This window comes from Paenibacillus sp. FSL W8-0439, assembly GCF_038008995.1.
GTDB lineage: Bacteria > Bacillota > Bacilli > Paenibacillales > Paenibacillaceae > Paenibacillus > Paenibacillus polymyxa.
In genome coordinates this window covers 1,847,401-1,859,931 of sequence record NZ_JBBPAK010000001.1, presented here as the reverse complement: position 1 = coordinate 1,859,931, position 12,531 = coordinate 1,847,401, and the positions used below count along the sequence as shown (strand labels likewise).

Annotated in this window: 13 protein-coding genes; 4 read left to right on the top strand and 9 right to left on the bottom strand. The window is 43.7% G+C overall.

Features of this window, described 5'->3' with window-relative positions:
- Window positions 1-65: 65 nt before the first annotated feature.
- The 4 genes from MKX36_RS08115 to MKX36_RS08100 form a co-directional block, all read right to left on the bottom strand.
- A complete protein-coding gene (locus MKX36_RS08115; RefSeq protein WP_340864509.1) occupies window positions 66-1,946 on the bottom strand; it encodes a beta-glucoside-specific PTS transporter subunit IIABC in 1,881 nt (626 codons plus the stop codon).
- Between the two features lie 183 nt (window positions 1,947-2,129).
- Window positions 2,130-2,987: a BglG family transcription antiterminator LicT gene (licT, locus tag MKX36_RS08110; RefSeq protein WP_019686863.1), complete on the bottom strand. Its 858-nt coding sequence runs from the start codon at window positions 2,985-2,987 to the stop codon at window positions 2,130-2,132.
- A gap of 242 nt (window positions 2,988-3,229) precedes the next feature.
- Window positions 3,230-3,565, bottom strand: a complete 336-nt coding sequence (locus MKX36_RS08105) for a carboxymuconolactone decarboxylase family protein (RefSeq protein ID WP_340864508.1) — start codon at window positions 3,563-3,565, stop codon at window positions 3,230-3,232.
- Complete coding sequence (locus MKX36_RS08100) at window positions 3,562-3,948, bottom strand: tautomerase family protein (protein ID WP_340864507.1); 387 nt, start codon at window positions 3,946-3,948, stop codon at window positions 3,562-3,564. The genes MKX36_RS08105 and MKX36_RS08100 overlap by 4 nt, the downstream gene beginning before the upstream one ends.
- A 112-nt stretch (window positions 3,949-4,060) precedes the next feature.
- Here MKX36_RS08100 and MKX36_RS08095 point away from each other — a divergent pair, with 112 nt between their 5' ends.
- Window positions 4,061-4,951 carry a LysR family transcriptional regulator gene (locus tag MKX36_RS08095; protein ID WP_103042360.1) on the top strand — a complete coding sequence of 297 codons (891 nt, stop codon included), beginning with the start codon at window positions 4,061-4,063 and terminating at the stop codon, window positions 4,949-4,951.
- 124 nt (window positions 4,952-5,075) lie between these two features.
- Here MKX36_RS08095 and MKX36_RS08090 read toward each other — a convergent pair whose 3' ends face one another.
- The 5 genes from MKX36_RS08090 to MKX36_RS08070 all read right to left on the bottom strand — a co-directional run bounded on the left by MKX36_RS08090 (window position 5,076) and on the right by MKX36_RS08070 (window position 10,232).
- Window positions 5,076-7,004 (bottom strand): PTS fructose transporter subunit IIABC, encoded by a 1,929-nt coding sequence (locus MKX36_RS08090; protein ID WP_016819657.1) that lies wholly within the window; start codon window positions 7,002-7,004, stop codon window positions 5,076-5,078.
- A 67-nt stretch (window positions 7,005-7,071) separates the two neighbouring features.
- Window positions 7,072-7,983: a 1-phosphofructokinase gene (pfkB, locus tag MKX36_RS08085; protein ID WP_016819656.1), complete on the bottom strand. Its 912-nt coding sequence runs from the start codon at window positions 7,981-7,983 to the stop codon at window positions 7,072-7,074.
- 2 nt (window positions 7,984-7,985) lie between these two features.
- The gene (locus tag MKX36_RS08080; protein ID WP_016819655.1) at window positions 7,986-8,732 is read right to left on the bottom strand and encodes a DeoR/GlpR family DNA-binding transcription regulator; all 747 of its coding nucleotides are present in this window, start codon (window positions 8,730-8,732) and stop codon (window positions 7,986-7,988) included.
- A 233-nt stretch (window positions 8,733-8,965) separates the two neighbouring features.
- Window positions 8,966-9,166, bottom strand: a complete 201-nt coding sequence (locus tag MKX36_RS08075; RefSeq protein WP_340866158.1) for a hypothetical protein — start codon at window positions 9,164-9,166, stop codon at window positions 8,966-8,968.
- Window positions 9,150-10,232: an ankyrin repeat domain-containing protein gene (locus tag MKX36_RS08070; RefSeq protein WP_340864506.1), complete on the bottom strand. Its 1,083-nt coding sequence runs from the start codon at window positions 10,230-10,232 to the stop codon at window positions 9,150-9,152. The genes MKX36_RS08075 and MKX36_RS08070 overlap by 17 nt, the downstream gene beginning before the upstream one ends.
- A 198-nt stretch (window positions 10,233-10,430) precedes the next feature.
- Here MKX36_RS08070 and MKX36_RS08065 point away from each other — a divergent pair, with 198 nt between their 5' ends.
- From MKX36_RS08065 to MKX36_RS08055, 3 genes are all read left to right on the top strand, one after another.
- Complete coding sequence (locus MKX36_RS08065) at window positions 10,431-11,105, top strand: Crp/Fnr family transcriptional regulator (RefSeq protein WP_340864505.1); 675 nt, start codon at window positions 10,431-10,433, stop codon at window positions 11,103-11,105.
- 75 nt (window positions 11,106-11,180) lie between these two features.
- A complete protein-coding gene (locus tag MKX36_RS08060; RefSeq protein ID WP_340864504.1) occupies window positions 11,181-11,993 on the top strand; it encodes a DNA alkylation repair protein in 813 nt (270 codons plus the stop codon).
- Between the two features lie 89 nt (window positions 11,994-12,082).
- Entirely contained in the window at window positions 12,083-12,493 is a 411-nt protein-coding gene (locus tag MKX36_RS08055; protein WP_017425900.1) for a DUF4183 domain-containing protein, read from the top strand.
- The last annotated feature ends 38 nt before the right edge of the window (window positions 12,494-12,531 follow it).

The window sequence follows — 12,531 nt, the reverse complement described above, 5'->3', positions numbered from 1 at the left end:
CCTCCAGTTATCGTTATATCCTTCTGATTTCGCAATTCATGTACGTGAGGATGAGCTTTCCTGTATTACACCACCAAAGTTAGCAATACTTCATTTTTTTGAATCTGCTCCTGACTTGTCTCAAATACGTCCACTTTGTTTTTCGTCAGTGTGACAATGACAGGGGTTACGATTTCGTACCCTGCTTCTATAATCTGCTCTCTGTCAAATTGGATTAACAAGTCCCCTTGTTTTACGATATCTCCCTCTTGAACGACCGGATTAAAATGCTTCCCTTTCAGCGCGACGGTGTTAATTCCGATATGAATTAATATCTCCGTACCCGCCTTGGAAGTCAAGCCGATGGCGTGTCCTGTAGGGAACAGCGAGGTTACAACTCCATCTATGGGCGCTACGACCTCACCGACAGATGGTTCAATGGCTAAGCCTTTTCCCATTGCCCCTGTAGAAAATGCCGAATCATTCACTTGGCTCAGTGGTGTAGTCTTGCCTGTGATCGGGCTGTATATCGTTTCTTTCTTGATGTCAACAGCCTTAGTTGCTGTAACAGCTAGTAGAGGTTCTTCCGTCTTAGTGGTCTCAACGGTTGCTGCCGTCTCCCCCTTCACCTTGCTTTCATAGCCAAAAATAAGAGTCAGCACCGTGGCTACCGCGAACGAGCATGCGATGGCAATTACGTAAACCAAGGTCGGCGTATAGACCGGAATCGCAAAAATGTTGTGAAACACATAAGCCGTCATTTTCACTCCAAAATGTCCATTGATGGCACCGCCTATCGCCCCTGCGATAATGACAATTGGAATGACTCGTTTAAAGCGAAGCACCAGACCATACACAATCGGCTCTGTTACACCCGCCAGCAAGCCTGTAATACTCGTGGAACCCGCAAGGGTTCTAAGTGTTTTATCTTTTTTCGCCTTCAGGAAGATACCGAATGCGACACCAATTTGAGCAAATACAGCCGCAGCCGCCATAGCCTCAATCGGATCACCGCCAACACCGATATTTTGAATCGTGATCGGGGTAAAGCCCCAGTGAAGTCCGAAGACGACCATAAAGGTCATAAAACCGCCAAGCACAATCCCTGACAAAATGCCGCTTACACCGATTAACCATGTCACACCCGAAGAAATCCAATCTCCTACTGTTGTACCAAACGGTCCGAATGCTATTGCAGATAAAGGAACCATAATCATTAAAGCCAACATCGGAACTAAAAACAGCTGCAAATCCTTAAGAATGATCTTCTTCAAAAACTTGTCTACCAACGCATAGATGCTGATAGATATGAATATCGGAAAAACACTCGCTGAGTAGTTCATCATGACCACCGGTATTCCCAAAAACGATACATCAGAACCTTTGTCCATCAGTCCCGTAAAGTTAGGTTCCAGGAGAGCTGCACCGATCACACCAGCTACATAAGGATTCGCTTTTAGCTTTATACCGAGCGTAATCCCTAGTAAAATCGGCAAGAAGTAAAATACAGCATTCCCGGCAGCAGACAGGATCAGATAGGTATCACTTGTTGCGGACATCCAGCCCAGCAAGGTCAAAACCGTCAAGAGGGCTTTCAGCATCCCCGAGCCTGCCATCGCCGGAATCAACGGGGAGAAACTGCCGGAAATGACTTCAAAGATTGTGGATATGACGGATGTCTTCTTTCCGCTGGATTCGTTCGCCGCAGAGTTGTCTGACCCAAAATCCCTGTTTTTCATGATTTCCGTATATACATAGGCAACATGGCTGCCAATCACGACTTGAAATTGTCCTCCGCTTTCAACAACAGTAATGACTCCCTCGTGTTTCTCAAGCGCTTCTCTTTCAGCTTTTCGTGAATCATTCAGGTCAAATCGGAGCCGTGTAGCACAATGGACAAGCCCATTAATATTTTCTTCTCCTCCAACGAGACGTACGATATCCTCGCCCATTTTCTTATGGTCCATGTTCATTCTCCTCTGGGGCAGATTGCCTGAAAACAAAAAAATACCTAAACGAAAGGCCTGCATGATCATAGAAAATGATCACTGCCATTCATTTAGGTATCGCCTGCTTATCAGTAACAATCCTTAAATTTAAGTTGTGAGCCTACTATAAAACACTCCGAAATCGTTTGCAAGCTTTTTTTTCTAAGCATCAGCCAAATCATTTCTGGAGGTTACACGCTGTATATGAATCGTCAAATACACTTTCTCGTCAATCGACATCGCACTTTCATGCTTTAATTCCAAGTATTGATTAATTAATTGGGTGCACTGAAAAGCCCTCTCGTATTTTTCTTTGACTTGGTCATACAAGAAGTTATCCCCTGATGCTAATTGCTCTTGTTCATTGCTCAGCAAACGTTGGGCAAAGTACTGCAAATGTGTAATAAATCGCGAATAATTAAATGAGGTTTCATCCAGTGTAATCTGATAGTAATCGGTTACAATATTGAAAATGTCATCAATGACTTCAGTAATCTCAACCGTTTGTTTCATGCCCTGACCGTCTTGTCTTGCATTAACAAAATGCATGGCAATAAAGCTTGCTTCATGCTCATCCATTTGAATGCCAAATTGAGCATGAATGATGTCCAATGCATTCATACCTATCATAAATTCTTTTTTGTAAAATTTTTTGATCTGCCATAACAGTGAATTTTTAAGTCCCACGGATTTTCTGTATCGAGAGATGGCAAATTGAATATGGTCAATCAACGAAATATAGATATTATCACTAAAAATATCTCCCATTTCTTTTTTGGCGCTGCCTACAATTTCATCCGCCACCTTCAAATACTCTACAGATGTCTCACCAATGAGATCAATTAATTTTTGCGGAATTTTATCGGACTTTAATACAAAGGTTTTTTCTATTTTTTCTTCATCGACCCTTTGACCATTTTTCTTTTTAAAACCCAGACCGTTCCCTATGACAACAAACTCATGACCTACCTGATTTTCGGCCCGAATGACATTGTTGTTAAATATTTGCCGGATGATCATCTATCTGCTCACCTCATTGATGTAATAACAAAGTTGGAATAACAAAAAAAACCAAATAACGACTAAGTCCATTAGTCATTATTTGGGTATCGCCTGCTTATCAGTAACAATCCCGAAGGACACTATGCCCCTCATTCAATTACTCTTACTATACCGCTTTCAAAGCAGAATAACAATACAATCATGCCAAAAAACCGTCAAACACTCGAAATCCCTGTGCTCAGCAGCTTTTAAGTTGATGCTTAACGTTCTTTTTCTTTGCAAAATATGTCTTTGGCAACCTGAACTGCTGAGGCTGCCCGCGGCCATCCTACGTAAAAGGCTAGCTGTGTAATGACCTCAATCAATTCTTCCTCCGAAATCCCGTTCTCCTTGGCCAGGTTCAGATGATAAGGAAGTTGATTCACATGCTCACCCGCTACCAGAGCGGCAACTGTAATGAGACTCCGTTCCCTAAGAGATAGCTCACTTCTTCTCCATACATCTCCAAAAAGAACTTCCTCCGTATAGCTTACAAAAGCGGGTGCAAAATCACCTATCGTTTCCCGAACACTCGATCTAATTAATTTATGCTTCATAATATCATCTGGGCAAGTCCGTTGCCAAAGGACCAATCCTCTAATTCGGTCTCTACCAGTGTCACAAATACATCCTCCGGTCTAATCTTGCATTTAATAGATATGAGTTCGGCTAATCTTTGGTAAAAACTCTTTTTTTGTTCCGTAGTTCTACCCGATCCCATCGTAATTTGGATATAAAGCAGCTTGTCTGTTCTGAATATATTCAAATAATCGGAACTATAATAAAACTCGCTCTGCTTATGAGCATGAAAAGCCTGAAAATAATCCTTGGGCGGGACCTGAAAATGTTCAATCAAAGCATTCATGATACAGCGGCTAATGCCAGGCAGCTCTTGCTCTGTGTATTGTTGCTCCAAATAACCTACTCGTACAAAAGGCATATTCATTCTCTCCTATCCGTTGGGATAAGATGATTGTACTCTCCTTATCTTCATCTGTATAATTGAAAATAATCATAAACATATTCAATTTTATCGATGGAGATGAGTCCATATGGATTTAAAAGAGTTAACTACGTTTCGTACCATTATTGAAGAAGGAACCTTCTCAAAAGCTGCCGCTAAATTAAACTACGCACAATCTACAGTTACGAACCAAATCCAGAGGCTAGAGAAAGAGCTGGGATTTCAGCTTTTTAAAAGAGGCTGGGATGCGGAATTAACCGCCTCTGGAAAAATGTATGCCGAAGAGGTTGACGGTCTTATTCAGCATTGGAATTTTGTAATGGATCAGGCGAAGTCGCTGAAAAATGAAGAGATTGGCACGCTCCATATCGGTGTGATTGAAACGGTAGCTACTATCGCACTGCCGTTGATTCTACGACAGTTTCGAGAGCATAAACCGAATATTACGTGCCACTTTACAGTGGGAAACACGGATGCACTCTCCAAAGCTTTGTTGGACGGTACGCTGGATTTTGCAATCTCTGGAGAACCTCACTCGATTCCTTCCCTACATTTCGAACCTCTGTATCATGAACAAATTGCTTTTATCGTGTCCCGCAGTCATCCCTTCGCGGTAAGAAGTGAGCTTCAGCTCGAAGATCTGTATGAGTATCCGCTTATCGTCGGAGGTAAGAACTGCTTGTATCATATACGACTGGAGAAGGAGCTTTCCCGCTTCCCGTCGATGCCTTTTTTTTATACCGTCAGTCAAATTTCGTCTATACCCTCATTTGTACATACGTTTCCTTCGGTTGGAGTGGTTCTGTCATCAATGCCTTTGCAGAAGGACCTGGTCACCATTCCTCTCCAGCTAACAGATCCGAATATCCCCATCGGACTATTACAAAACAATCAGCACCCACAATACCTGACTTCGGCCCAAAGGCTGTTTATGCAGCTGGTTAAAAAAACAGTGGGGAATGACACCCGTTGGAGCTGAAAATATTATGAGCCCATAAAAAAACCGCTAAACACCTCGATATACGAGTGTTTAGCGGTTTTCCTATGATAAGACCAAGAGGAGTTCGGCTCCTCTTTTAATTTCTATACTCTTGTGATACTCGTTATTTCGTTTCAACTGGTTTTTTCCACAGTCCCAGAATGAGCGCGGAAATCACGGAGCCGATCGCCACTGCAAGCAAGAATAGCAACGCATGGTTGGCAAGAGCTGCTACAAAAATTCCGCCATGCGGAGCTGGAAGATTGATTTGCCAGAATTGCGTCAGACCGCCAGCGATCGCCGACCCTACAATACAAGAGGTCAGGACTCGCAGAGGGTCAGCAGCCGCGAATGGAATGGCACCTTCCGTAATGAAGGACAATCCGAGTACATAGTTTGTCAAGCCAGACTTGCGTTCTTGCTCGGTAAATTTATTTTTGAAGAACGTCGAAGCTAGTGCGATCGCCAGTGGAGGCACCATACCGCCTGCCATAACAGCTGCCATCATAGCCCCGTTTGTGTTACCGCTGGAAGTAAAGACACCGATCGAAAATGCGTATGCTGCTTTGTTGAAAGGTCCGCCCATGTCGATCGACATCATTCCGCCCAGAATCAGACCCAAAATAACCGCATTACCAGTTCCCAAATTGTTCAGAACATTGACAAGCCACGTATTAATACCACCAAAAATTGGATCGAACAGGTAGAACATAATCGCGCCTGAAATTAGGAGTCCAAATACAGGGTATAACAAGATTGGTTTTAAACCGTCCAGAGCTTTCGGCAGACCTGCAAAAGCTTTACGCAGGAAGATAACTACATAACCGGCCATGAAACCAGCTGCCAGACCGCCAAGGAACCCTGCATTGGAGTTTACAGCCATCAAACCACCGACCATACCTGGCATCAGTGCCGGGCGGTCTCCAATGCTCATTGCGATAAATCCGGCCAGTATCGGAATCAGGAAGTGAAATGCACCTGTTCCTCCGCCAATCGTTTGCAGCAATTGGAATAGTACATTATCTTCTCCAGCCACTTGTTCGATCAAGAAGGAAATCGCTAACAAAATCCCCCCGCCGACAACGAATGGCAACATATGAGAAATCCCGTTCATTAAATCCTTGTAAATTTTACTGCCTACGCTGGTCTTCTCGGCTTTTGACTCTTCAGCGTTGCCTTTACCTTCACTACGGTAAATTGGCGCTTCGCCGTTCAGCGCTTTGCGAATCAGTTCTTCAGATTTACGGATACCGTCACTTACCGGTCTTTGCAATACAGGTTTACCGTCAAATCTGGCCATTTCAACCTTCTTGTCAGCTGCAACAATGACGCCTTTGGCACGACGGATTTCATCTGCTGTCAGTACGTTTTGTGCGCCTTCCGAGCCGTTCGTTTCTACCCGGATATTGACTCCCATTTCTTTCGCTTTCTTAATGAGAGCGTCTTCAGCCATAAACGTGTGCGCAATGCCTGTAGGACAAGCGGTCACCGCAACTACAAACTCGTCAGAATCCGGGTTGCCAACGATAACGTCCGGCGTTTGCTGTGCTTTGGCTGCCTCTTTCTTGGCCTCTTTTGCTTTCTTGGCAGCTTCTTCTTCCGCCTGCTTAGTATCAAATAGCTCGGTTACTTCATCCGGTGTTTGTGTATTCATCAGCTTGTCGATGAAATCAGTATCAATGAGCAACCGAGAAAGGGCAGCCAGTGTGCGAAGATGTGTGTTTGCTGCTCCCTCTGGAGCTGCAATCATAAAGAATACCTTCGCGGGCTCACCGTCCAGCGATTCGAATTCTACGCCTTTACTGCTTTTGGCAAAAACGACGGTCGCTTCATTCACGGCTTTCGTCTTGGCATGCGGCATCGCAATACCACCGCCGATTCCAGTGCTGGATTCAGCTTCGCGTTTGTATATCATTTCTTTGAACAAGGCCCGGTCATTAATACGTCCACTTGCTTCGAGACTGGTGATGAGTTCCTCAATCGCCCCGTCCTTTGTCGTTGCCTGCAGGTCCATGATCATCGTTTCTTTAATCATCAGGTCTGTTATTCTCATTGTTCACACTCTCCTAAGTTCGATCAGCGTGTAGACACACGCATAATAAGCTCATGCTGTAGCCAGATTACCGTTTTGAAATCGTGACTTGCGGCCGTAATTGTTCAATTTTCTCTCTCGTAGCCAGATCATCGGAGAACGCGGTTGCGCTTCCGGATGCCACTCCTGCACGGAAGGCTTCGATCGGATCGCCATGTAGAGCCAGCGTACCCACGAATCCAGCAATCATAGAATCACCTGCGCCTACAGAATTTTTCACCGTTCCTGCCGGTACATTTGCGTGATACACTTCATCTGCCGTAATGAACAAAGCCCCTTCTCCTGCCATGGAAATGAGTACATTTTTTGCACCTGCTTCCAGTAGTTTACGACCGTAAGTGACGATCTCCTCCTCAGAATGAATAGTTACGCCAAACAACTCAGCCAGCTCATGATGATTCGGCTTGATGAGCAGCGGTTTATGAACCAAGGCCTTCATCAGCGCCTCACCTGTGGTGTCGATAACGAATTCAGCCCCGGTTTGCTGACATACGCGAATCAGTCGCTCGTAGAAGTCCCCTCCAAGGGATGGCGGGATGCTTCCCGACAAGACGACAATGTCATTTTTCTGGAGACTCGCCAGCTTTTGCACCAATGCATCGGCTTCTTGCTCACGAATCGCAGGCCCCAAACCGTTAATTTCCGTTTCATCACCATGCTTGAGCTTAATATTGATCCGTGTATCATCTTCGATCATTACAAAATCAGTTTTAATGGATTCTTCCCGCAATGTATCGTCGATAAACCTGCCTGTGAACCCTCCGAGGAAACCAATCGCCGTGCTGTCTGCCCCCAACTGGTTTAGTACACGTGATACATTAATTCCCTTGCCACCTGGCAGTTTTAAATCACGTTTCATCCGGTTCAAATCACCAAGCTTCAAATCGTCAACTTCCACGATATAATCAATGGAAGGGTTCAGCGTTACTGTATATATCATCGTTATCCCTCGATTATCTTAGTTTTCTGTGCGATGGATCGGCGTGAACGTTCCGGCACCGATTCAGTAATAAGGATAGCTTCCTTGAGTTCGAACAGTTTGGCGAAGGTTACTTCTCCAATTTTGCTGGAATCGGCCAACACATATGTTTTGCCGGACAGCTGGTGGGCACGCCGCTTGATCAGCGCCTCTTCAGGATCAGGAGTGGTATACCCCATCTCCACGTCTACCCCGTTCGTTCCCAGAAAGCACTTGTCGAATCGGAAATTGTCCAAATTCTGTAGGGCAATACTCCCGATTACGGCTTTGGTATGAATTTTCATCATCCCTCCCAGTAGATAGCTTCTAATTCGTTTGCTTACCAGTGCTTCTACGTGGGAGAGACCATTCGTCACGACCGTCACGTCTTTAGCTTCAATGTAAGGAATCATCGCCATCGTTGTTGTTCCCGCATCCAGATAGATACATTCACCATCCAAAATTTCTTTGGCTGCCATACGAGCGACTGCGTTTTTTTGTTGAACGTTTTTGAATGTTTTTTCTTCCATGCCAGGTTCCTGACTTTTCTGATTCAGCAAGGTTGCCCCGCCATGAATCCGCTTTAACAACTGACGGCCTTCAAGATCTATCAAATCACGCCGAATCGTTGACTCAGAAGCTCCCAAGAGATCAGCCAATTCCTGCAATTTTACAACACCACGCTCTTGTAAGCGCTGTATTATTAACTTGTATCTTTCTTCCGTCAGCATCTTCATTCCCCCAACTGTTCTTATCGTACCACAAACCTAGCAAAAAACAATCATTTTTCTCCAAAAAGATTCAAAAAAATTCATTCCAACTTCATTTTTTTACAAAATGGTGAATTCCTGCTCCAATCAGCATGATTGCGTTTACATTTTAAAGAAAATTCAGCTACTTTTATGTAAATTCATTCTTCTTACATAGGAATTCAGCAGTAAACGTTCAAAAACGTTCTGACACTTTAATATGCCCCATCATATCCCTTGCTCCCTACGGTCTGGATTGCTGTAGCTGTAATTCTCGATTCTTCAGCCAGCAAATCATAAAACTTTCTTATGGCCTGGACGCGAGGGTCAGTGCTGCAAGCTTGGATTAACTCAACAAGAGCCATGACTGCGTGCATATCGCATTCATGGCTCACCTCATTAGGATAAATATTCACCCTCAATCATCTTCTCTAGATAATCTTTCGGCTGCGCAAGAAACTCAGCAAAGCTGCATACATCCGCATATTCTTGATGCTCCTCGTCATAATAACCAAGACACTTGTGCTTCGGATTCCACACCAAAAGGATATCCGAATAGTTATCTACGTTTAGAGACAATCGCAACAGCTTTTGCCGTCCCACCTTCATCTCAACCGTATCTATGAAAGAGAAGAACTCAACAAATTGGATACCTAAATCATTTTCTGGAAGATCCACACGGAGCTGATCTCCCATCAGAAAGGCTACAAGATCCTTAGGAAGCTTGTAGCTTTTTAAGGTATGTCGTTTATTCTCCAGATTATGAAACGCTGGTGGTTCCACAGACTTTAGATATTCGGCCATTTCCACATTCTTATTGCTAACAGCAATCGTATATGCCCGATCTCCATCCTTTTCTGCCAGTGTCACATCAGCTCCATACTCTACCAGGTACTTAACCAACGCAAAATCATTATTTCGTGCTGCCACAGTTAAAGGAGTCGCTTTATAGGGATATATCATATTAGGAGCATTGTAATTAATATCCACACCATGCTCCAACAGTAGTGCCACGGTGTTCAGATCATGGTTACTAACTGCGTTGCGCAGCGTTGCCCCACCGTGCTGCTTTATATCGAGGCCAAGTTCGTGAATCAGCAAGATATTCTTTTTATTGCCATAATAGGCTTGCTCATAGGCACCGGCTTTGACCTGATTTTTTCCGTCCAGCTTGGCACCATGGGCCACCACATAGCGGACAATTTCTTCTGAACAATAACGAACAGCTGTTAAAAATGCGGGACGATCTTTTGCATTAAGTTGAACACCTTGCTCCACCAACAGCTTCAACACATCCAATTGCTCGCAGATGAGCGCAAGGTCTAATGGACTTAACGTCGTATATTTGCTGAGTTTAATTTCTTGTTCGATATCCCAGCCTTCGGTCAACGCTTGGCGTAAAGCCGACATATTGCCTTCTACAATATGCATTGCGATTTTTGGAAGAACGTCAAATTTGCCGATATCTTTTAATTGGATCATCGTATACCCTCACTCTTTATGTATCTGCTATTCATGTACATCTATTTTATACCAATCTTCCGTTTACTTAAATCCGCCTGACTCCCCAGTTTATTTGCTCACTCTAATGCAAACAATTGAGAGTATAGGTGAATATGCCTTATAGAAGCTATAATTGTAGTTGATTCTTTATACTCGATGTAACGAAAAGGAGAACATATGAATAGCATTCAATACTTATCCCAATTCAATTTGCTGCATAGTCTCTCACGAGAAGATTTGATTGAAATGGATCAAATGACCTCCATTACGACTCTACCAAAAAATACATTTATTCAAACCCCAGATACCTTTTCCGAAGGGCTTTATTTTGTGAAGAAGGGAAAAGTACGTCTATATAAGCTAAATGCTGACGGGAAGCAATTTACTTTGGATATCCTCAATGAGGGGAATGTATTTGGTGAAATGGATATGATTTCATTAGGGACAAGGGATATGTATATAGAAACGATAGAAGAATGCGATATCTGCCGGATGGACAAAGACCGCTTTGAGCATTTTTTAATACAACATCCCCGGTTTATGATGAACATGATCAAGGTGCTAAGTGACCGAATCTCAGGAATGAGCAGTCTGGCCCAGCATTTAGCCTTGGGAAATTTACAGGATAAAATTTTATATGTTCTTTTAAAATTATGCGATCAATTTGCCCTTCAAAGTCATGATGAGTATTATAAAATTGATTTCCCGCTTTCTCACCAGGAAATAGCAAATTTGGTTGGAGCCACCCGTGAGGCTGTAACAACCGCTCTACAGGAGCTCGTCAAAGAAAGGGTCATTAAGACCGGCTTTAAGACAATTTACATCCATCGCCAAAAGCTAGTGAAGTTGTAAGCTACATTACATCTTTCCTCCTGACAAAAGCATTATCGTATACCTACCAGCAAATATACGATATGGAGTGATGAAATGCTACACCGCAAAGGGGCTCGCAAAAGAACAGATATCCCTACTGATGTACTTCAATTGCTACAACAGGGACAACTTGAGACTGTGAATCTTACCGAATGGCTGGCTGTAGATCATATTGTACTTCTGCGGAACGCTCTTGATGAGTTTGGATTGCAGCGATCATTCAATGTCTTCTTGACTGAATTGGATCATCTGAAGGAAAAAAAGATCATGAAAATGATACCCGCAATAGCACAAGCATGGCTTCATGTGTTTGAGCAACAAACGTTAGAAGAGCGTACTCGTATCTTTGACGCGATGGCCTCTCATCTTTCAGATAGCATTCGCTGCTGGGCTGCCTACATCATCGGGGTAGATTCCCGTTTAAGTCTAGAAGAAAAATTAGCTGGTATTCGACCATTTGCAGCAGATTCCCATTTCGGAGTACGTGAAATTGCCTGGATGGCAATGAGAGAACCTATATCCTTGCAACTGGATGAGGCGCTTGTGCTGTTAAACAGCTGGATGCGAAACAAGGATGCTAACATTCGTCGTTTTGCTATAGAATTAACCCGGCCACAAGGCGTTTGGGCCAAACACATCCCTGAACTAAAAGAACATCCCGAGTTAGCCCTTCCACTTTTGGAAGTGGTTCAATCTGACCCTGTCAAATATGTTCAAGACTCGGTGGGCAATTGGCTGAATGATGCCAGCAAAACTAACCCGGAATGGGTAATTAAGGTATGTGATACATGGCTGTTGGCTTCAGATACAAAGGAAACGAAGCGAATAGTAACTCGGGCACAAAGAAGCTTGAACAAAATGAAATAATCTGGAGACTCCTCCCCATCCAATCCATAGCTAGAATATTTACATAAACTATGAGATACATCTGGAATATTAGGAATGGAGGAATTCCTATGTCTATTATCCGAATCTATCTGGAAGCAGACAGTGTTGTATCTGGGAACATTGCCATCACCACGAATATAAATGTCACTCCAATTGTCAATCGGTACACGGCCGTTGTTGTGCTCGGCAACATCCTAGGGGGAGTGACCACCATCCCGGCACAAAATTTTACGAATGATAGTGGGACTTCAGTTGCGGCAAACAGTCTGGTGGTTCCGACCAGTAACGGTTACTACAATGTATTTGTGAATGGAACGTTGCAGCGAGGCGGATTAACGACACTTTCTCCTACTAATCTAATCATAAATACTGGCTTGTTAGTTGGCGCTACCGTAGTTATTGAGGTGATCAATTTCAACACCAGCGCTTCCTCAACATCTGTCAACAACGTCACCGTGACGACCACAATAAGCGACTGAGCTACGTAAAACAGGACAAACGCCTCTTTTTTATAATT